The following is a 22,185-nucleotide window of genomic DNA, read 5'->3' on the forward strand; positions in this document are numbered from 1 at the left end:
TTTATTTTTCATTTGGGTTATTAACTATTCCAACGAACAATATATCTCCAGTGCTTCCTTCAATAGCAAATATAAAAGGCCTATTTAAGATCATTTCTGCCTTCTCTTTCTTTGGAGGAGCTGACCCACTATAATCTATTTTTGTAAAGGCAGCTGCTTCCACCCCTTTTTCATCAATAGCTATATGGGCTTCCTGCTTTACATCTGAAATAAAAGCTGTACCTTCAGTAATACCTGAAAAATCTGAAGTTTTTTCAAAGGCCTTTTTTATTCCAAAGCTATTTAAGGTTTCCTTAAGACTAAGGCTGCTGCCGTAGGAAAACTTAGGTATCTGAAAAATTACTTCTCCATTTTTAATATCACCCTCATCAAAAAGCTTTGCAGCCTTTTCAGGTGACTCCAATAAGCTGTCTACGCTTATGCCCTTGTCAGGAAGAATAAAGATCATACTATTAGAATTCTTTAAACTTAAGGCTGAACTAGTAAAACCATCACCTTTAATAAAGCTGTGAGTTGCATAGGTTCTGTTCATGAAATCGCATTTAATGTCTTCACCATTCTTTAAATAAAAGGTGTCCTTTTTAGTTGCCTTCTCATCAAATTTATCTACCCATTGATCCTTAAAGTAAATAGTGTTGATAATGGACATAATTTGCTCTTTTTCAAGATTTATTTGTGGTGCAAGAATTCCATTGGTATTTTTAGATATCCAATCAGACATAAACTTTGATGAGTTTTTATCCTGAAAGTCAATATTATATATAGAAGCATAAAAATTCTTTGCGGCATTATCTAAAAAGCTCTTTTTAAATTTGTTTCCTTTATCTAGCCATAGGGAATTTGCTAGGTTAAGCCTTCCAATATCATTATTAGTATATAGGAGTCTGAAAAGCTTACCGTTTTGTTCACTTATAAAGTCTGTTTTCTTATCCCCTGAGCTAAGTGCTTTTAGCAGCTCCTCTTGCGTTGCTCCAGCTGCTCCTGAGCTTGCAAGCGAAAGTGCCATATAAAGACTTACAGGTGAATAGGTAATGTTTTTTGTTTGATTCTTTAAAACCTCAGAAGTTGATTTTATAGAAAAATTTTTTAGTGAATTTGAGAAACTTTCTTCTAGTTTGTTGTCGTTTTTTACAGAAAACCATCCATCATAATCCCCAAAAGCTATACTCTTGGGGTATACAGGACTTACTACAGCATTAATTACAGCTGCCTTTTCCAAATTGCTATCTTTAACTGGATTTGTTTCTAAATTATTGATAGCTTTTGAGCCTTTACTGCTGCAGCCAGCCATTCCAGCAATTACTCCCATAGTTATAATCAAGACTTTTAGTTTCTTCTTTTTCAAGTTATCACCCCTTATAAATATCCTTTACTATCTTATACGTTAAAATTACCAGTTTGGACCATCTTGAAATTAAAACCTTAATTCTATATAAGATTAAGTAAGAATTTTATAAGTAATATACTTTGGTATAAAAAATACAGCAAAAGAAGGGCTATTCCTCCTTATTTAAGCAGCAATTAAAAATTCATGTATCTTGCAGTTATGAAAGAATCCATCTGGAAATATCATTTATAACTTGCTTATCAAAATGCTGTGGAACCTTATACTCTTTTTTCATTTTAAGTATCCTTCCGTAAACATAAGGCATAAATAAATGATTTAAATTAGGATAAAGCTTAAATGTAACGTTCTTCTTATCACCTAATAAACTTTTATAAACCTTAAAATCTTTTTCCACTGAAACATGAAAATCCTTGTCTCCTTGCAAAATCAATAAGGGTTTATTCAAATTATTAAGATAGTTAATAGATGGATGTTCACCCATTTCTTTAAAGTAATAAGCGTAGACATACTTTCCTATCACTAAGGTTGCTTTTGCTTCTTCATCACTAAGGTTATAAATACCTTCATACTTAGATGACATTGCTGCTATTTGCTTCCTTGCAATTATTTTCAATAATTTATTAAGTGAATTTAAAACCTCATTACTTTGATCCATCATAATTTCTTCAAGCTTTCGAGGGGAACCTCCCATAATAATGATGCCAGCAAAGTTTCCGCCTTCTGCATCAATTCGTGGAGCTAACATTCCTCCTAAGCTGTGTCCTATTATAAATATCTTATTTGAATCTATACGTGAATCCTTTCTTAGTAAATCAGCAGCCAGAACGGCATCTTCAATGGTTTCTTCCTTAATAGTTAGTGTTCTATCACTTTTCATTTCTTTACCATAGACAAAGGTCCTCTTATCATAGCGCAGTACTGCAATTCCTTTGTCAGAAAGTCCCTCAGCAAGATCTTTAAAGGGATAGTTGTTTCCAACCTTTTCATCCATATTGCTTGGACCTGAGCCTTGAACCAAAACAACTGCAGGAATTAATCCATCAGCATTATCAGGTAATGTCAATAATCCATTTAAAGGATATCTTGTTCCAGCGCCTATAACTATTTTTTCATTAACCATTTAAATACTCCCTTCGGCATCCATTATTATCCACATTATTAAAATCAGTATATATTTATATTTTATATTTGTCTATATATTTCCCCCTACTTATTTTAACCTGTATTTTAAGTCTATTATAGTCAATAATAAAAAATAAGGACTAAAATTAATAAGAAAGATTATGAGGAATAGTTGTGTCTAAAGAGATTTTTTATCCTAATTTGTATCATGGTAAGTTCAAGAGAAAAGATTATTTTGAAGGCTGGTATTTTAAAGTAGTGGATGCAAAAAGGCAGCAGGTATTTGCTTTTATTCCAGGTATAAGTTATGGAAGTAGTGAAACTACATCTCATTCCTTTATTCAATTACTAAGGGGAAATGAGGCAGAGTTTAACTATTTTAAATATGATATTGTGGATTTTACTTGGAATAATAAGAAATTTAATATTGGTGTAGGAAGAAACAGTTTTTCCTTAGATAAAATGTCTATTGATATTAATGAAGATAAACTTAAGATCTTTGGAGCTATATATTTTAAAAACTTAATTAAATGGCCGGATTCCTTAATAAGCCCTGGCAGCATGGGCTATTATAATTTCATACCCTTTATGGAATGCTACAGTCAGGTTTGTGCTATTGACCTTGACTTAAGTGGCAGTCTTAATGTTAATGGTGAAATTATAGATTTTAATAATGGAAAAGGCTACATTGAAAAAAACTGGGGAAAGTCCTTCCCTCTTTCTTGGATTTGGGTTCAGTGCAACTGCTTTAAAAAATATAAAGCAGCCTTAAGCTGTTCAATCGGTCACATACCATTTCTAAGGAGCAGCTTTAGAGGCTTTCTCATTGGCTTTTTATTTAATAATAAGTTTTATAAATTTACTACCATGAATAAAAGTACAATAAATATTGTGGAAGACAGTGGAGATGTTGAGCTTACTATTGAAAACAATAGATACAAAATGTATATTCATACCAAGACAAATAAGGAGAGGTTCATTCTCTGCTATGGTCCCAAAGGTAGTGAAATGATACCAATGCTGGAGGAGAATCTTAAAGGGATTGTCCATCTTAGGCTCTTTGATAAGAATAATGATTTAAACGTTTTCGAAGATGTAGGTGAGTGTACTGGAATAGAATATGGCGGTGAGCAAAAAAATATCTTGGATTTTATTCATTAATATGCTATTATAATGTATATTAATGCATATAATTATATATGATAAATTTTGGAGGCACAAAGATTAATAATCTTCGTGTTCTATAAAGTAATTTAGGAGGGAGATTTTGATGTCCACAAAGTTAATTGCTATTGGTAACAGTCTTATGTGTGATGAGGGCATTGCTGTAAAAGTAGCAGAAGACCTAAAGGATGAACTTGTTAATGAAAATATAGAGGTATTATTTGGAGAAACTGCTGCAGATTTTTGCTGCGAGGAATTTAAAGACTCTGATTTATTATTTGTGCTGGATGCAACCTGCTACAGCCTTGAGCCTGGAACTATAACCCTGATGCCCATAGATAAATATAATTCTCATTTTAACAGCTTCATTACAAAGCATGATATTAGCCATCTTAATTCCCTATGCGGTGATAAGAATAGATCAGGCTATATAATAGGAATTGAAATTGATAAAATAACCTTTGATAAGAATTTAAGTGAGAGGCTAGATAATAAATTTAATTTAATAAGCGATAAAGTTAAGAATCTGATAAAGGTGCTTAAATATTCACCAAATACTATGGATATAAGCATTATTCAGAATCAATTAAACTGCCTTAATTAATTCATCCTCTTAATGTTAAAAAGAAAGTACCACTAGACTGGTACTTTCTTAGCTTGTTTAGTATAGATGCCTGTTAAAATAAAACTTCTATTGTTAAGCTTTATTACAATAACTAAGCTTGAAGTTTACTATTTACTAGGCACCAAAGATCCTTTTTAATCTCAGTATTATTAATACATTCTTCTATAGCTTTTAATATATTTCCCTTCTTAAATTGTTCATTTTGAAGTTTTTTCTCTAACCTTTGAAAATCCTCAAGCAAGAGAGCATCTGTGTAGAACCTGCAGTTTTTAATTAATCCATCTGAAAATTCTATATTAATTTCTATAAGGCCCCAGTGGAATTTTGACTCTAAGGTAATTGTAAAATCAGGACTTTCTGAATAATTCCAATCCCAGGAACCGTACTTTTTAAAGTAATAAGCTACATCAACTGCATTTTCATCTAAAATTATCCTTTTACACTTAGCATTATTAAGCTCATTAAAGCTTGATATGAGAGCTTCCTTTAAATTTTCAATAGTTATTTCCGTAGATATTTCTTTAAGGTTAATTACCCTGGCTTTAACAGATTCTATTCCCTTAGACATAAGCTTTAAGGGAGATACAGTTAAGTATCTATTAAGTTTATTAAAATCCACATCTACAAGCAGCGTACCATGATGGCAGTTCATGCCGTTTTCGCTAATAAAGGCATTTCCTGAAAACTTTCTATCACCTGCCAGCAAATCATTTCTGCCGTTGAAACAGCCCTGTATACCAAATTTTGAAATACCATTTAAAATCACATTCATATTATGTTCTACATTATAATTTTCCTCGGAGGCAATAAAAGTAAAATTTAAGTTTCCTAGATCATGATAGACTGCTCCGCCCCCTGATAGTCTTCTTACCAGCTGAACTCCATCCTCTGTAAGCTTTTTTACATCACATTCCTTATAAGGATTCTGGTTTCTTCCGATAACAATGGTATTTTCATTTTGCCATAGAAATAATATTTCTTCATTATGTTCACAGTTCTTCATTAGCCACTCTTCTAAGGATAAATTGAACTTTGGATCTACGGATTTAGAAATATATATTCTAAACTTTTTACGCAAAATGAATTCCCCTTCCATCTATGGTTAATAATGCTTCATGTATTGCTTCAGCAATGGTTGGATGTGCGTAAAGTACGTGCTGGGCGCTATCAATAGTTAAACCTGAAGCTATAATATTACTAATAGTACTTAGCATATCAGTTGCATGTGCTCCCACAATTGTGCCCCCTATGACCTTTCTTGTTTCTTTGTTTCCAATTAGCTTAACGAAGCCTTCTGTTTCTCCCATAGCCTGAGCTTTACCGTTTGCCATTAAAGGGAACTTTCCAACAATATAATCAAGCTTTTGTAAACGAGCTTCTTTTTCAGTTACTCCAACCTGCCCCATTTCAGGCATAGTAAATATTGCACTTGGTACCAAGTCATAACACATTTCATTATCCATACCATTTATATGATCTGCTGCTACTATTCCTTGATGTGATGCTACATGGGCTAATTGAATTTTGTTTGTTATATCGCCTATGGCATATATATTAGGATTACTTGTTCTCATAAATTCATCCACCATTATACCATTACATTTTTCATTTAGCTTAACCTGAAGCTTTTCTAGGTCAAGAGAATCTAAATTTGCTTTTCTTCCGACTGCCGTGGCTACCTTTTCACTGATTAAATATTTTGTTTCATTATCTTTATTAATTTCAACAATTTTCATTCCGTCCAAAGCAGTTTTAATGGAGACTGCCTTTGCACCTTCATAAATATTAATTCCTCTCTCTTTTGCAGATGTTCTTATAACATCTGCAGCATCCTCATCTACAGTATTTATAATCTGAGGAAAATATTCTACTACATTTACCTTTGAACCTAAGGTATTATAAATAAAAGCAAATTCCATTCCTATAACTCCACCCCCAATAATTGTAATGGAGGAAGGAATCTCAGCTAGCTCTAAAAGCTCCTGACTTGTAAGAATATCATGGCAGGAGGCCCCTTCTATTGGAAGAGAACAAGGCTTAGAACCTGTTGCTATTACTAGTTTCTCAAACTTAATAACAGCATCAATTGTCTTGTTTTTAGCTAAAAGTGTTTGTGAATCCTTTACCTCAGCCTTACCGCTTATATATTCTATTTGATGCACTTCCATAAGATGCTCAATGCCGGAGACAAGTGTATTCACCACTTCATTTTTTCTCCCCATTATTTTCTCAAGAGAAAATTTTATTGTCTCTACTTCTAAGCCAAAGCTTTCTGCATTTCTGATTTTTTCTAAAGCATCTACACTGCTTACAAGGGCTTTTGTAGGAATGCAGCCATGATTTAGGCAGGTTCCTCCTAGTCTGTCCTCTTCAATTATAAGGACTTTTTTTCCACCCTGTGCTGCTCTAATAGCTGAGACGTAACCACCAGGTCCTCCTCCAACAACAGCCACATCTACTTCAAAGCTTTTTTGTATAGGCTTTGCAAGTCCAAAGGAGTAGGCTGTCTTTTTAGGCTGATTCGAAGCTGCAGCTTGAGCTTTTTCAGCCTCCTTGTTAATTAATTCTCCATCTACTTTCCCAATAACTTGATTTTTCTTTATTGTATCCCCTTCTGTAATGGATAATTGTTCTAAAATCCCATTGTACTTTGATATATATATCATAGTGCCCTTACCGGATTCAATGGTAAATATAATATCCCCAGAGTTTAAAGTATCTCCTGCCTTTTTATTTATTTTACCTACCTTCCCTGAAGTATCATGGCCGGAAAGCTTTTCAATAATTAAATCATACTTCATATCGTATACTCCTCCAAATAAACTATTTAAAAGAAAAAAGGGCAAAGCCCCTTTTTTTATTTAAAATCTCCTTCAAATTCCTCAATGCACTCTTTAAGCAAGGTAACTGAATATGCCATAGATGGCCCACCGCCAAAAGCTACTGAAACCATTGCTGCCTCTATTATCTCTTCCTTTGTTGCGCCTGCCTCAAAAGCCTTGTAGCTATGGTAAACGATGCAATATTCACATCTGTTGTAGCAGCCTATTGCTACACTCATCAATTCCTTAGTCTTAAGATCCAAAGCCTTTGGTTCATAGGATGCACCTAGTAATCCCATAAAAGCTCCTACCTGTTCAGGATTTGTTTTTGAAAGGTTTTCAAGTCCACCTACAAATGAATTAAGCATTTCTCTAACATTATAAGCCATATTATTACCTCCTTAATTTACTTGTCTATGCAATATTAAGCATAGCAAGTATTTATATATTAAGTATAGCAAATAATTTGTTAAATTTCAAACAATATTTTAAAAAAATACTTGCCTACTGGTATTATTTACCCGTAAAAGCAAGTATTAATCTAATTTCTTTATTTATTTTCAATATTTGAAAGCATCTTTTTTAATACCTTATCATAAATCAAAAGGTCTTTTTCATCAATGCCCGCTAGCAAATCATCGTTGAACTGAGTACCAAAAGGTATTAAATCAGAAATAAGTTTGTCTCCTTTATCAGTAAGGTTTAAATAAATAACTCTTCTATCAATTTCATTTCGCTCTCTTTCAATTAAGCCGTCTCTCTCTAAGCGATCAATTAGTCTTCCTGCACTAGAATCCTTAACATTCATAAGCCTAGATAGATCCTTTTGAGAAATTCTCTTTTGGGTTTTTAAGTAGTAAAGTGCAATCCACTGAACTCGTGTTATGGTTGTATTTTGAAGTCTTCGACCGAAGGCCTCTGAGACTTGCTTCATAGCATTCTCAGTTATATATCCCACTCAATTATCTAAATTAAAAAACATTTTAGCCTCCTTTAAAACTTAACTTTTATAAGTTTAAGTTAAGACTCCATTTTACTTATTTTAAAAGCTTCTCTTTATAGAAAGAATTTTACCATTAATAAGTAAAAATTTCAACTTTACTGCTGTTATTGAGTATTTTTCCATAAAAAAATATGCCAGAGATAACCTAGGTCTGGCATATAAAATAAATATATTTCATTAAACGTTGAGCCTTAAAATAAGAATTTTAATTATACAGCATATTTCTTAATATAAGGTGAAGTCATAGCTCTAAGTAAGCAGCCGTAGTCTATTGTGAAATCCACAACGCCTCCAACATCGTACTTTTTACTGCTGTGCGTTATATCTAGTATTAGATGATCACTGCTTGCTCCTATAACTTCTATTCCAGCATCTAATGGCATAAGGCCTTCTGGAGCAATATCCTGTCTACCTAGAGCAACTATTGCTCTTTTCATAATCCCCTTATCTGTAAAATGAGGAGTCTCACCAAAGGCGTCCATGCCAATGTTCCCTATAGGTATTGAAGGCTTATCCTTTATTTCTATTATTTCACCCTTTAGAATAAAGGCATCCTTGTAGCAATTAGGAATATCCTTCCCATAGGCAGTTTCACGGCCAAGTACAATTCCTTCACCTATTCTAAGCTGATTAATACCTTCTGGAATGCTGTTATCTATAACTGCATATAGGCTGCTGGAGTTTCCACCTGAAACTATTGGAAGTTCAATTTTAAACTTATCCTTTATAGCTTCCTTTAAGCTTATTAGCTTCCCTAAATTAGTTTTATCAGGAATAACTCCGCCGTAGCAGGTTAAATTTGTTCCTATTCCAGAGAGCACAATATTAGGAAGCTTAAGGATCTTTTCTACTGTGGTTAATACATCACTTTCTAAAACCCCTTCTCTTAAGTCTCCAAGGTCTACCATTAATATAATGTTATGAACCTTGTTTACTCTCTTTGCTACCCTAGAAAGCATGGCTATTGTCTCGTATTCAGAGTTTAGGCTTATATCTGAATACTTTACAACCTCTGTAACATGGCTTTCCATTGGAATTCTAAGAAGCAGCTTTTTGCAGTTTATATCCTTTAGCTTTTTTAAATTTTCTAGTCTAGAGTCTCCAATTACGTTAATGCCGCCTTCAAGCATTGCTTCTACAATTTCTTTTCTAGCGCAGAAAACCTTACTTACACCAACTATATCTATGCCTTTTTCTCTGCAAAGCTTATTTATCTCTGAAACATTATGTGTAATTTTATTTAAAGTTACTTCAATACAAGGATATTCCTTTTTCATTTAAACCCCACCTTCAATAGTTAAATCCCCAAGCTATTTCTCAAAAGACAAATTGCAGCTTCTTTATTTTCCTTACTTAATACTCCAGCGCAGGCCATTATATAGTTCTTATCCAGTAATACCTTTGCTGAGCTTTTCGGAAGCATGGACATATCTTCTTTTGTGTATCTTATATCATTTAAAATATTTTCCCCATAAGGAAGCCTTGTTAGGGCTCCGCCAGTACCAACAATATATTTTATTTTTGAAAGGTCCTTTCCATAAGCTAGAAAGGTTTTAGTTGCTCCAAAGCTTCTCTTTATATAGCCAACATGCCTGTTTAAGGCAATTTCTACAGCTTTCTTTGTTAAGAGAGAGCTTGCATTAATTTCTTCTTCAGTAGTTGGAATTGGCTTAATATTTTCTCTTATGCTTTCTATTGAAGCTTCCTTTATATCCCTTACATCTAAAAGATTTATAATATTGGCGCTGTTAACGTAAACCCCAAGATCCCCTTCAACGGTTCTTTTCGCCTTTGGCTCCGGACTTACTAAAATATCTAAGATCTCAGTGCTTCCATCAGTTACAGAATGTACATCAGTTGTAGCCCCACCTACATCAAGAACAAGTACATCCCCGAGCAGTTCATATAAAAGCTTTGCACTTTCCATAACTGCTCCAGGAGTTGGCATAATAGTTCCGTCTACCATTTCCTTAATTTTATTCATGCCGGGAGCCTTTATGATGTTGTTTTCAAAGGCATTTTGTATTATCTTTCTGGAGGGTTCTACATTAAGCTCATCTATTCTTGGAAATACATTATCTACTATATATAATTCCTTATTTTCAAAGATCTCCTTTATTTCCTCATGATTTGCAATATTTCCGCAGTAGATTATTGGCTTATTGGATATTTCAGTATTTATTAGCTCAGAGTTATAAAGTGCTGTTTCCCTTTCGCCATAATCAGTACCTCCAGCAATCATAATGAGGTTTGGATCTATTTCCTTTATTTTTTTAATATCGCTTTTTCTGAGTTTTCCAGCTGTAACTAGCTTAATATTTCCCCCAGCCCCTAATGCTGCTTCTTTTGCAGCTTTAACTGTCATGTCTTCCACTAGACCATGTACAGTAATTTTAAGGCCTCCAGCTGCGCTGCTTGTAGAAAGCATTCTGTTCCAGGTAACTTCCTCCCCGCACTCTCTTTCCATATCCTTAATGGCAGCCCTTAAACCAATAGTCACGTCTCCCTCTAAAACTGTAGTATAGCTCTTCCCCTGAGCTGCAACCTCTATCCCCATATCGGTGAGCTTAAAAGCCGTAACTACAGTAGTTGTACTTCCAACTTCAGAAATTAAATAGTCAGCCTTCATTCATATTTCACCTCCACTCCATTTAGAATTGTGGTTGTTTTTAAATTTACAGAAATGAAATTTAGCGGAAATATATAAAATATGCGGAATGAAGCATTTGGCGATATCTAGAAGGTCTTAGTGAAAGAATAGCCACAAAACCTTAGTGTTGTTCGTTTGTCTGAACGAATGTGAGTTTTACGAAAACACTTGGTTTTGGGGCTATTCTGAACTTAGAGCTTCTTATGCAGCCATCAGCTCATGAAGCAGATTTTATATATTGCAGCGGATTCATTTTCTATATTTTACGACATCCCATTTTTACTCTTCTCTTCTTTGAAGCTCTTCTACTATGAAGGTAGCAACGTTGTTTCCGTGGGTACCTCTGCCAAAGCCTGCATCCATACCGCTTGCTCTAGCTATCTCATCGCTAACCTGAGTTCCGCCAGAGATTAAAATAAGCTTATCTCTAACACCCTTTTCAACGCAAAGATCATGAAGCTTTTTCATATTCTTAACGTGAATGTCATTATGAGAAATTATAGTACTTGCAAGTATAACCTGTGCCTTTGTTTCAATAGCTGCGTCTATAAGCTTTTCTATTGGGCAGGAGGTTCCTAAATATTCACACTCAAAGCCATACTTTTCTATACCGCCGTGTTTAATATTTATTATTTCTCTTAGGCCAACTGAATGCTCATCCTCACCAACAGTACCAGCAACAACCTTTACAGGATGATTCTTTATAAAATCTCTAATAACGTCATCAGCTAAAACTACCTTTGGTTCTGGAATAACAAGCTTTGATTTATCAATAGCAAAGTTAACCTTACCTTTTATTTCAACAAGTGTTCCTTCAGCTTCCTGCATTACCTGCTTATGAATAACTTCTACATCTGTTAGGTTCATATTTTTACCCATTTCAATAGCAGCAGCTTCAGCAATTCTTATGTCTTCAGGTATAAATAAGGTTACAGATACTATACCATCATTTTTCCATTGAACTTCTGGAATTATTGTTCCATTATCCTTTACAGCTTCAAGTCTTACATTAACATTGTCATTTTCATCTAGTTCATCTATATACTTAATCTTTTCATGCTTACATAATGTACAGCCATCAATTGCATCACAGGCATGCTCATATTCCTTAGGAACATTGTTATAGCCAAAGTGAGCACATACAGGTGCAAAGTAGTCATCTTCTCTTTCTACAACTGTATCAACGCCTATGCCGCCCTCAATTTTTCTTGCAATACCGTCTCCGTTTCTTTCTGGATATTCACCTGAGTCAACAAAGAAGCCATCTTGAACTGCCTTAAAGTATCCGCCGTTTTCGATTATTTCCTCTAGGAATAGTACTGCCTTTTCCTTAAGTTCTCTAACCTTTTCAGGTAGATAGCCTTCCTTTTTAAGCTCTATCATGTCCATAAGTCCATCCATGCCAATTAAAGCCTGCTTAGCAGTATTAATTGCATGCATGTTGTTATAATGCCATGGAACGTTTCTTCCCTCATCTGGTGTAATTGTACTTTGAATATCTGCAGAGGTAAGCTTTGAAATCATTAGATTTAAAGTATGTCCAACTGTAGCTTCACGAGTACAGGATTCTATATATTTAGTGTTCATTTGAGCTCTCATTCTGTAATCCTTAAAGAAGTCTCTAAGTGCTACAGCATAAGGGATATCTATTCTCATACAAGGTGCTGGAGCTGAGGTTGGAGGAACTGTTGAAAGTGCAATATTTCCCTTTTTCATTCCAACCATTTCTGAGAACTTGCTGTTTATAGCATGCTGAACCATTAGCTCTGGCATTACCTTATAGCCCTTCATAGCAGTTGCATTGGCATTGTGAGCACCGTCTATTTGAAGCATATCTGCCCAAACCATAACCTTTTTAGCTACTGCAGCATCTACAAAAGATCTAATCATGTTTATGTTTCTATATAAAACGTTATATTGAGGATCCTGATGAGCTCCATTAACGCCTTCTTCAGCAAACATAACAGCTATATCAGGTCCAGCTACTCCGGATACATAGGAGTGGAAGTTTATTTCTCTTCCTACTTCCTCTTCAATTAAATCTAGTGCCTTTCTTGAAGCTCTTACCTCTTTTCTTGTAACTGTAACTCCGCCTATGCCTTCAGGTGTTCCTTCAATTAAGCTGTCGTAATGGCTTTGTCCTGCAGTTCTTATAACCATAATGTGGTCAGCACCATGCCAAGCTGCCATTCTCATTCTTCTTATATCATCTTCAAATCTTCCAGAAGCTATTTCTGTTGTTATAACAGGCCTTGGCTGAGGGTCTATTTTAGCAAAGGATCTAGCTGCAGGAAGTGGTTCACTTTGAGTTAGGGGCTTTGATATTTCCTGGTACTCAAATTCTCCCATTTTTTCATGGTAGTCTTCTCTCCAATGCCAGCCTCTTCTCTTAGGAGCATAGTGCTCAAGATCCTTTAATATTTCATTAATATCTAGCTTCTCATTTCTATTTAGCATTGTTTTCACCTCTCATTACAGCATGAACTTTCTCCCAGCCTATTCCTCTGCTTAGTTCTTCTCCAGCCTCTAAATAAGGAACATTTTTAAGCTTGGAATAAGTTAACACAACATTTCCAAGACCTTTTCCAAGTAAGTTCCACTTTGTGCCTTCTTTAACTAGGCTTCCAGCTTCTAAGCTTGAAAAGCCCATTCTAAGTAGAACTGATCTTTCAACTGCAGGTGAGGTATGTTTATATGCTAAATCTACCATAGGTTTTACTATTTGCTCTGTTAAGCTCCAAAAGCGGTTATATAATTCCTCGTCACTTAAATTTTTTAAATGCTCTCTTCTAGTATTAAAATCGTCTTCTCTTTTCATTTATATCTACCCTACCTTTATATCTAAAGTTTTAAGTATTTCTAGAACTGCATCTTTATCTAATCTAGTTTCTTCACTTAGATAGTCTAAGTCACAGCTCCCTATTTCAGTAACGCCTTTATTTTTAACTGCATTTGAAATATAGGATTTTCTTGTATTGCCTAAGTCTATTTCCTTTGCAGTAAGCTTTGAAGGATGACTTGGCAGTATTATATTCTTTCCTGGAATCTCTTCTTCTGGATTTCCTACTTTTATTTCCACACCATTTTTCTTTGCAAAGCTAAGCTGTGGAATTATGTGCTTTCCAGCTCCTGTATACTCTGTTTCTTGAACTACCAATATTTGGTCATCTTCCATTTCCTGGGCAATAACAAAGGCAGCTGCTAAGGAAGTATTTCCCGCTGGTCCTCTTTCAAGTCCTTCTAACTGGGCTAATAGCTCAGTCATATAAAAAACCTGGCCTTGAGGAATAGTCACATATCTGTCTAAGTATCTAAGAGGTCTAGCAGCACTTCTAGGTACATCTGATCTATCTGGGTTTGTCATAAACGGAATTCCAAAGCCTGTGTGTCCAGTGGTAAAGGATTTTCTATTAAAATCAATATCTGAAGCCATATGAAGTCCGCTTAAATCAACTGATGCTCCAATAATCTTTGTATCTACAGCACCTGCTTTTAATAAGCCTCTTGCTGTACCAGTTACATTTCCACCCCCGGCATTAGTTATAACAACAGCATCTGGATCTTTTCCAAAGCGTTCCCTGCAGTTAGTTGCTATTTCATAGCCTAAGGTTTCAACTCCTGCTATTCCGTTAATGGAATATAGTGAGGCATTATAAAACCCAGTTTCATCTAGTGCCTTTAAGTAGGTATAAAATAACTCTGGACCTACTGTAAGTCTTAAAACCTCAGCTCCTAAGCACTCACATTTTCTTGTCTTTTCAAGTATTTCCGGCTGACCTATCTTTTTTGAATCATAGCATTCCTGTACAATTAGGCTCTTAAGTCCCCTCATTGCCGCTTGTGATGCCACAGCTGAGCCGTAGTTTCCTGAGGTTGCTGATGCAACTCCTGTGTAGCCTCTTTTCTTAGCATCATAAACTGCTACTGATGCTCTTCTGTCCTTAAAGCTCCCAGATGGATTTGCGCTTTCATCCTTAATAAAGATTCTTGCTGCCTTTCCTGTTTTAGAAACCTTTCTAGCTAGCTCTGTAATATTCTTTAGTTCAAGGAGAGGAGTATTTCCTACTCCAACCTCCTCTTGTATTTTCATAATATCCTGCAGTGTGTAGCCTTCTTCTCTCATCATCTTCTCATAATCAAAGGATAATTTGCCCTTTTCATATTTTGAGTAATCTACACCTACAGATTTAAGCATTATCTCGCCTTTTCTAGCCATCATCTCTTCATACTTAGTCATTTTTCTCACCCCTTAGTATAGCCTTGGCCTGCGCACCTATATAAAGTATTTCAGGCACAAATTCGCCAAAGTCATGAGTGTAGGAAGGATTAAGTTCAGTTATTATACCTTCAACTTTTCGTCCATTAACTGTAACTATCTTTCCTAACTTTCCCATATCACTAGCTTCCTCTAAAAAGCCCTTTGCCCAAAGCATAAGAGGTGTATTTTTAGTTTCTTCAGGAATATTAGAAGCTCTCTCTTCTGAGCTTAATACCTGTCTTTCAACTTCTACATAGCTTCCTTTACTTAGCATAGTATTTCGCCATCCTTATTTATAATATTTTACTGCCTCTGCAAAGCTGTTTTCTATAGCATGAGGTAATGGCATATCTAACATTGTCTTAAGTCCTGGTCTTGAAGCTATAACCTGAGGAATCATATTTACAGCAACTGCCATAGTTCCAATTCCGCCAGGAACTTCAGGCTTAATTGAAAGATGTAAATCTGGATCTCCTTTAATATCTATGTAGTCTCCAGTATCTACTCCTTCGCTTTGTGGGTGAATTTGTTGTGGATGCTCAAGTGTAATAACAGCCTTACCATCCTTCATTCCATAACCAATATGTGCGCAGCCTGCAACCATTCCTGGTTCAACTTTAACATATGGTGTTTCTCTATGAGTATTTGATATTATTGGTTCACGAGTTTCTACTATTTCATCAATTTCAATTCCAAGTGCCTTAGCAACCATTGGTATTGATTGTTGGAAGCCTACATGTCCTACTATTGATCCGTCCTTAAGTCCCTTTTCAAACTCTTCAGGTGTAGTTCCAACGCCTTGAGTCCTCATAACTGTTGTTCCAAATGGTGATAAGTCATTTACTCTAGAAGCACTAATTGAAGTAACTTTTCTGCATGCTGCTGATAATGTTACTATTAATGTATCTAATACGAAACCAGGGTTTACTCCTGTTCCAAGGATTGTAACTCCATTTTCCTTAGCTAGTCTATCCATATCCTCAGAAAGCTCTTTAGCAACTACAAAAGGATAGGACATTTCTTCAGCTATTGTAATAACATTAATTTTGTTTTCTACTATAGTCTTAATATATGGATATACATTTTTAACAAAGGAATCTATAGCTAGTATAACGATATCTGCCTTTGTTTCACTTATAGTTTTATTAAAGTCTCCGCTAACTATAGTTCCAACCTTTTTATCTATAGCTAAAACTTCTCCTAAATCCTTGCCTATTTTTCCTTCATAGCTGTCAATGGCACCTACTATTTCAATTCCTTTTTTGTCTAGAATCATTCTTGCCATTCCGCTTCCCATAGCCCCAAGTCCGCACATTATTACTCTTACGTTTTCCATTAATAAATCCCCCTTAATAAAATTTGAAAATTTTTCTTACAAAATAATATATAGCAAAATTCATGCCAACTTAATTTTCTTATTTTTATTAAAGCCACATTAAAAAAATACAAAAAAAATATAACAAGCATGAATAAATTACTCAATCTTGTTATATTTATACACATTTTAAATTGCTTTAAGTAAAGGTTTTCATTTACTGCAAATATTTTTGCAGCACTTTAGAAACCTCCGATTTAGTCGAATTATCTGAATCTTATACATTTGTCAAACAACTTTAAATTACTGCAAATTATTTTGCAGCTGTACTGCCGAAATTACGGCAATTTGTATTTTTTAATTTTATGCTGCAGGCTTTGCCTAGTAATTTTTAAATATAATGCAGCTTTAGTTATGTTATTATTAAATTTATTTAGTGCGTCCTGAATTATTGATCTTTCAAGATCACCTAAATAATCATCCAATCCCTTCTCCAATAAATTAAATTCTAAATTATCCAGCTCTAAGCCATTCTTTACTTTTAGTACCCTGCTGTCTAGGTATTCCTTAGTTAAATAAGCCGCATTATCTACCATATTAATTGCTGCCTCAATTATGTTTCTAAGTTCTCTAATGTTGCCCGGCCAGGAATATTCCATAAACATACTTCTTACTTCTTCATCAATATCTAAAATATTTTTATGCAGAAGCTTATTGTACTTTTTAATAAAGTCTTTTACTAATAAATTAATATCCTCTTTTCTCTCCCTTAAAGGAGGAATGTCGATTCTTATAACACTTAGCCTATAATAAAAATCCTTTCTCAGTTTACCTTCTTTTATAAGCTTTTCCGGCTCTTCATTTAAGGTAGCTATAACTCTAACATCTATATCTATTGGCACATTACTTCCTATGGGCATGATGTAGCCTTCCTGCAGCACCCTTAATAGCTTGGATTGTAAGCTAGGCTCTAAGGAATTTATTTCATCTAAAAGAAGAGTCCCTCCATCTGCTTCTTCAAAGATTCCCTTTTTATTTTCAGCACCAGTAAAACTGCCTTTAACAGTTCCAAAGAGCATGCCTTCAAGAAGACTACTGGGTATTGCAGCACAATTTATAGCTATAAAGGGTTTCTCCTTTCTTATTCCGTCATAATGTATGCTTTGGGCAAAGAGCTCTTTCCCGCAGCCTGTTTCCCCATAAATTAAAACTGAGGAATGAGAAAAGCTTGCTCTTTTGGCTTTGTTTATTGCTGCTTTTAATTGGCTGCTTTCTCCAATAATATCTTTAAAGGTATAATACTTAGTATTATTTTCATTAATTGCCTGAAGCTTTATAATCTTTTCATTTAGTTCCTTAAGCTGAGTTAAGTCCTTTGAGATTTCAATAGCTGCTAAAACCTTATTGTCATGAGTTACAGGAATGGTATTGTTTATTGTAACTATATCCTTACCGTGAAAGCTGCTGTAGTGCTGAATAATGTCTACATATTTTTCACCGGTTTTAAGGGCATTCATTAAGGTTGAAGAATCCTCCTCCACACCATTTAAGTACTCAGTTACCCTTTTTCCTAAAACTTCATTAATATTAAAACCTTCAACCCTGCTCATGGCCTCGTTATAATAGATGGTTTTTCCATCAATATCTAAAACTTGTACACCCACATCTAAATTTTCAAGAAGACATTTTAATATGTTTTCTGTATTATTCATAAACCCTCCATATGCCTATACCCGTAGTTAATCTTACATTACTTATCCACATTTGCAGCTACCCCATTATGTATATACTGCATCTTAGGATAATCCTTCTCTATTGATGGCTTTCATATAATAGCCTTCAAGCTCTAGACATTTATCACAATTATAACATTATTAATAAGTAAATTATAAAACTCTTCTAAATTTTCTGCAATGCTGCACCTTATTTTTAACCAATATTTAATAAGAAGTGGATGAATTTCAATAAATAGATATGATATAATAATCAAGAAAATAAATTAGAAACTAAATAATCTACATAAGCTTAATACACTTAAATTTAATCATGGATTCTTTAGTGTACTAGAGTCTTCTGTAAATTTCATGTTATATTTTTTTGAAGGGATGAATTTAATGGATATGAATAGAGTAATTCATTTAGCTGCAGAAGCAGGTAAAATAATATTACAAAATGGCGGGGAAACCTATAGAGTAGAAGAAACCATTAATAGAATCTGTACTGCCTATGGTTTAAAGGATGCCGACAGTTATGTTACTCCTACTGGTATTATGATTTCAGCTACTGATACTGCAGGCATAACTACTTCACTAGTTAAAAGAATAAAAAATAGAACAGTTAATTTAGAAAAAATAGCCTTGGTAAACGACATTTCTAGAAGAATAGAGCCTGAAAAGCTTGAGGTAGATTATGTATTTAGTGAACTTCAAAAAATCTCAGAAAAAAAGAGATACGGAGCTATAACCACTTTGTTTTTTTCTGCCGTAACTACTTCTTTTTTCACCTTACTCTTTGGAGGAAACTTTTATGATTTCTTAGTTTCCTTTTTTATAGGCATGATACTTGAAACCTTTATAATTTTACTTAGTAAAGTAAGTATTAATGACTTTATTATAAATGTAATCGGAGGTGCTGTAGCTGCACTATTCGCACTGCTTTCAACAAAAATAGGATTAGCAACTAATGTTGATAAAATCATAATTGGGTCTATAATGCTTCTTGTTCCCGGGCTTACCATTACTAATGCAATTAGAGATACTATTGCAGGAGATTTTGTATCTGGCGTTTCCAGAGGTACAGACGCATTATTAATTGCTGTTGCCATAGCTGTTGGCTCAGGTACAGTGCTCAAACTATGGTTCACTTATTTCGGAGGGTTTTAAACATGTTAATTAAATCTATATACGCATTACTTGCCACATTAGGCTTTGGTATTTATTTTAATATAAAAGGAAAGAATCTAATATTTGCTTCCGTTGGAGGCGCTGTAACTTGGTTTGTTTACCTATTGGCTCTTAGTGTAAATGCCTCAGTTATGATTGCACTTTTTCTAGCTTCCTTAACAGCAGGGATTTATTCTGAAATACAGGCACGTTACTTAAAGGCTCCCGTTACAATATTTTCAATCTGTGCAGTTATTCCACTAGTTCCAGGAGGCGGTATGTATTATACAATGCTTGCATCTGTACAGGGAGATATAAATAAGTTTTTAACTACAGGCCTCAATACCTTAGCAAGCGCCGGAGCAATTGCCGTTGGAATCCTAGTTGCTTCAACCATTACAAAGCTGCTTCTTGTTATTCAAAAGGCAAGATTAGGTGCTCATACAAAATAATTTTAAAAATAGGCTCTGTTTAAGAATAGTGCTGATTTTAAATACAATTAGAAAACCCGTCATATAGACGGGTTTTCTAAACAAAATTTCAACACTATTTTTTTACATAGCCTTAATTTATAACATATTCTTTTTTATATTATCCCAATCCCAACGACTTTTAAATTTTGCAGAGGCTTCTTTTATTTCTTTTCTTATACTTATAAACAATATGGTTATTATAGATAAACTAACACCTTGAAGTATACCTAATATAGTAATTATATGCTCATATTGAAGTTTTTGACCATTTAAATATTCCAACAACTCAATAGAATCCTTGTATAATTCATCGCTAAGATCCATAACTATACCATTCAAATCAATACTATAGAGAATTGATAGACCAGAACTAAATACTAAAACTAGACCTAGTAAAAGAAATAATATATTTTTAAAAGAATTAGTACTTTCTTTAAAGTCAATAAAATAGTTTTTTATATAAAATATTAATGTAGAAATTAAAATAATAATTTCTATGATTTCTATAACATTAGGTTTTGACATAAAAATTCCCCCTCATAAATGAAATTTATCTAGCTACAATAAGTTTGGCCACCCCTTTCAAATTATAACTTAAACAATATACAATATTATAACATCAATAACATTATTTAGCAAATAATTTCAAAGGCAAGAATCTTTCCAAGTAAAAACCAGCAGTATTTTATCTCTACTGCTGGACAATGCAAATATTATATATAAGAAAGGATTATTTAATAAGATTTACTGCCTGAGTAGATACAAAGGAATTCTCAACACTATATCCTGTCTTGGTCTTATTACATACTGTTACACCTTCAAGCTTAATTTCCTTACCATCTAACTTTGCTATGTTAGTATATCCAAGAAGTTCAAGCGTCCTATTACCCTTTTTCACTTTAAGCACTGGATTATCTATATCTGATGTATCAATAGTTACATTTGCACCAACTGCATTAAAGGCTTCCTTTGCATTTACAAAAAGTCTATTTGTTGTTTCATCAAGATTAAGTCCAATAACTCTTGCCATATATTTTCCTACATCAGTATTTTCAACCACACCTTGAAGTTTTTCTATACCAACAGGAGCATAGTTATATAAAGCAACGTCTCCACCCACGTGTCCGCCGTAAGCCCAGCTTATGTTAGCTCTATTGCTTACTACCTTATTAACATTTCCTGCCTTAATAATAGCCATTTCATCAGCTGTAAGATTCTCTATTCCATATAAACTTTTTAAAACCTCTTTAATTTTATTTTCATCTGCTCCAGTTAGTTCAGCCTTAGCCAAATCCAAGGAAGCTTTGGCTGGTTTAAGGTTATCTATGCTCTCTTTAAATGTTACACTTGAGTAATTTGGGTTTATACCTCCTATAATAGGTCCGCCAGTACCATGATCAGCAGAAGATACTACAACTGTATGACCATTTTCTTAGCAAAATCCAATGCTACCTTAACAGCATTATCAAATGCTACAATATCACCTGCCATTCCAGCAGGATCATTGGCATGAGCCGCCCAGTCCACCTTGCTTCCTTCAACCATGAGAACGAAACCATCCTTATCCTTAGATAAGATATCTATAGCCTTCTTAGTCATTTCTGCAAGAGTTGGCTGAGTTGTATCATTAGTTGTTTGACGATCTATATCATATTTTAAATCTGTTGGTGCAAAAGCCCCCCAGAGCTTTGAAGAGTTGGAATTTTCCATATCTGCCTTAGTAGTTACATAATCATATCCAAGACTCCTTATTGTTTCTCTTAAGTCCTTTTTATCAGCTCTTTTAATACCAGTTGAAGCATTACCTGCCTCAGGTGAAAGGTAAAGATCTCCACCACCAAGCATTACATCTACTCCATTATAAACCTGCTGTTTCATTAGTGAATTATAATTTGCTCTATCTGGATCATGAGCAGTAAAATCTGCAGGAGTGGCATGCATCATTTCACAGGTAACAACTACGCCTGTAGCTTTGCCATCTAATTTTGCAGCCTCAATCAAAGTTGCTGCTGGCTTGTCATTAGGCATTACCCCAACGTGCTTGTCATCAGTTTTATAACCTATAGCATAGGCAGTTCCACCAGGTGCAGAATCAGTTATAGGACCTTCATTCCAGTAAGTTCTTGTAAGACCTACTGCAATTTCATCCATTGCTAGCGATTCCCCCCCATTATACCACCTAGCTATTGTTGTTGCCTCTATGCTCGTACCATCTGGTAAAAGCATAATAACATTTTTAGCTTTGCTGCTTGTTGCTTTTACATTAGGTTTGGAATTAAAATTTACAGCTCCAATCACCATAAGTACAACACAGACAAAGGCAATTAAAGACCTTTTCATCTTCAATTGATGAATTTTCAGCATTTGGTTTTCCCCCTGTAATTTTATTACTCTAAAATATATGCTTATTTTAAATAAATGATTACAAGGGTGTTATAGATATCTTGACTCTTAACAGCATACTTCTTTCTTATCATTATCCTTTGATTGCATAAGTTTCCCTAAAAAAATATACTACATAAG

Annotated in this window: 19 protein-coding genes and 1 pseudogene; 4 read left to right on the plus strand and 16 right to left on the minus strand. The window is 34.3% G+C overall.

Annotated elements, in window-relative coordinates; genetic code table 11:
• Nucleotide 1: 1 nt before the first annotated feature.
• Both ACJDUG_RS10325 and ACJDUG_RS10330 read right to left on the minus strand, forming a co-directional pair.
• A complete protein-coding gene (locus ACJDUG_RS10325; protein ID WP_406769816.1) occupies nt 2–1,345 on the minus strand; it encodes a serpin family protein in 1,344 nt (447 codons plus the stop codon).
• Nucleotides 1,346–1,544: 199 nt separating this feature from the next.
• Nucleotides 1,545–2,468 carry an alpha/beta hydrolase family protein gene (locus ACJDUG_RS10330; protein WP_406769817.1) on the minus strand — a complete coding sequence of 308 codons (924 nt, stop codon included), beginning with the start codon at nt 2,466–2,468 and terminating at the stop codon, nt 1,545–1,547.
• Between the two features lie 176 nt (nt 2,469–2,644).
• On the opposite strand from ACJDUG_RS10330, the gene ACJDUG_RS10335 reads away from it, so the two are divergent.
• Complete coding sequence (locus tag ACJDUG_RS10335) at nt 2,645–3,631, plus strand: tocopherol cyclase family protein (protein ID WP_406769818.1); 987 nt, start codon at nt 2,645–2,647, stop codon at nt 3,629–3,631.
• 109 nt (nt 3,632–3,740) lie between these two features.
• Nucleotides 3,741–4,238, plus strand: coding sequence for a hydrogenase maturation protease (locus ACJDUG_RS10340; RefSeq protein ID WP_406769819.1), 498 nt, complete (start codon nt 3,741–3,743; stop codon nt 4,236–4,238).
• A gap of 112 nt (nt 4,239–4,350) precedes the next feature.
• On the opposite strand, the gene lplA is transcribed toward ACJDUG_RS10340, so the two are convergent.
• The 12 genes from lplA to ACJDUG_RS10400 all read right to left on the minus strand — a co-directional run bounded on the left by lplA (nt 4,351) and on the right by ACJDUG_RS10400 (nt 18,019).
• Nucleotides 4,351–5,337 (minus strand): lipoate--protein ligase, encoded by a 987-nt coding sequence (gene lplA / locus ACJDUG_RS10345; protein WP_406769820.1) that lies wholly within the window; start codon nt 5,335–5,337, stop codon nt 4,351–4,353.
• Entirely contained in the window at nt 5,330–7,060 is a 1,731-nt protein-coding gene (gene lpdA / locus ACJDUG_RS10350) for a dihydrolipoyl dehydrogenase (protein ID WP_406769821.1), read from the minus strand. Before lpdA ends, lplA begins: the two co-directional genes overlap by 8 nt.
• Before the next feature lie 56 nt (nt 7,061–7,116).
• Nucleotides 7,117–7,470, minus strand: a complete 354-nt coding sequence (locus tag ACJDUG_RS10355; protein ID WP_406769822.1) for a carboxymuconolactone decarboxylase family protein — start codon at nt 7,468–7,470, stop codon at nt 7,117–7,119.
• Nucleotides 7,471–7,631: 161 nt separating this feature from the next.
• Nucleotides 7,632–8,015 carry a MarR family winged helix-turn-helix transcriptional regulator gene (locus tag ACJDUG_RS10360; RefSeq protein WP_406769823.1) on the minus strand — a complete coding sequence of 128 codons (384 nt, stop codon included), beginning with the start codon at nt 8,013–8,015 and terminating at the stop codon, nt 7,632–7,634.
• A gap of 278 nt (nt 8,016–8,293) precedes the next feature.
• Nucleotides 8,294–9,361: an ornithine racemase Orr gene (orr, locus tag ACJDUG_RS10365; protein ID WP_406769824.1), complete on the minus strand. Its 1,068-nt coding sequence runs from the start codon at nt 9,359–9,361 to the stop codon at nt 8,294–8,296.
• 20 nt (nt 9,362–9,381) lie between these two features.
• On the minus strand, nt 9,382–10,713 hold the full coding sequence (locus ACJDUG_RS10370) for a GlmL-related ornithine degradation protein (protein WP_406769825.1): 1,332 nt from the start codon (nt 10,711–10,713) through the stop codon (nt 9,382–9,384).
• 300 nt (nt 10,714–11,013) lie between these two features.
• The gene (gene oraE, locus ACJDUG_RS10375; protein ID WP_406769826.1) at nt 11,014–13,191 is read right to left on the minus strand and encodes a D-ornithine 4,5-aminomutase subunit OraE; all 2,178 of its coding nucleotides are present in this window, start codon (nt 13,189–13,191) and stop codon (nt 11,014–11,016) included.
• Nucleotides 13,181–13,552, minus strand: coding sequence for an ornithine aminomutase subunit alpha (locus ACJDUG_RS10380; RefSeq protein ID WP_406769827.1), 372 nt, complete (start codon nt 13,550–13,552; stop codon nt 13,181–13,183). The genes oraE and ACJDUG_RS10380 overlap by 11 nt, the downstream gene beginning before the upstream one ends.
• Before the next feature lie 6 nt (nt 13,553–13,558).
• Nucleotides 13,559–14,971 (minus strand): 2-amino-4-oxopentanoate thiolase subunit OrtB, encoded by a 1,413-nt coding sequence (gene ortB / locus ACJDUG_RS10385; protein WP_406769828.1) that lies wholly within the window; start codon nt 14,969–14,971, stop codon nt 13,559–13,561.
• Nucleotides 14,964–15,266, minus strand: coding sequence for a 2-amino-4-oxopentanoate thiolase subunit OrtA (gene ortA, locus ACJDUG_RS10390; protein WP_406769829.1), 303 nt, complete (start codon nt 15,264–15,266; stop codon nt 14,964–14,966). The genes ortB and ortA overlap by 8 nt, the downstream gene beginning before the upstream one ends.
• 15 nt (nt 15,267–15,281) lie before the next feature.
• Nucleotides 15,282–16,328, minus strand: a complete 1,047-nt coding sequence (gene ord / locus ACJDUG_RS10395; RefSeq protein ID WP_406769830.1) for a 2,4-diaminopentanoate dehydrogenase — start codon at nt 16,326–16,328, stop codon at nt 15,282–15,284.
• A 317-nt stretch (nt 16,329–16,645) separates the two neighbouring features.
• Nucleotides 16,646–18,019, minus strand: coding sequence for a sigma-54 interaction domain-containing protein (locus ACJDUG_RS10400; protein ID WP_406769831.1), 1,374 nt, complete (start codon nt 18,017–18,019; stop codon nt 16,646–16,648).
• A gap of 402 nt (nt 18,020–18,421) precedes the next feature.
• On the opposite strand from ACJDUG_RS10400, the gene ACJDUG_RS10405 reads away from it, so the two are divergent.
• Nucleotides 18,422–19,189 carry a threonine/serine exporter family protein gene (locus tag ACJDUG_RS10405; protein ID WP_406769832.1) on the plus strand — a complete coding sequence of 256 codons (768 nt, stop codon included), beginning with the start codon at nt 18,422–18,424 and terminating at the stop codon, nt 19,187–19,189.
• A gap of 2 nt (nt 19,190–19,191) precedes the next feature.
• Entirely contained in the window at nt 19,192–19,641 is a 450-nt protein-coding gene (locus ACJDUG_RS10410) for a threonine/serine exporter family protein (protein WP_406769833.1), read from the plus strand.
• A gap of 117 nt (nt 19,642–19,758) precedes the next feature.
• Here ACJDUG_RS10410 and ACJDUG_RS10415 read toward each other — a convergent pair whose 3' ends face one another.
• Nucleotides 19,759–20,187, minus strand: a complete 429-nt coding sequence (locus ACJDUG_RS10415) for a hypothetical protein (protein ID WP_406769834.1) — start codon at nt 20,185–20,187, stop codon at nt 19,759–19,761.
• A 205-nt stretch (nt 20,188–20,392) separates the two neighbouring features.
• Nucleotides 20,393–22,026 (minus strand): annotated as a pseudogene (locus ACJDUG_RS10420) (alkaline phosphatase).
• Nucleotides 22,027–22,185 lie beyond the last annotated feature (159 nt).

Source organism: Candidatus Clostridium stratigraminis (assembly GCF_045310675.1).
GTDB classification, from domain to species: Bacteria; Bacillota; Clostridia; order Clostridiales; family Clostridiaceae; genus Clostridium_AT; species Clostridium_AT stratigraminis.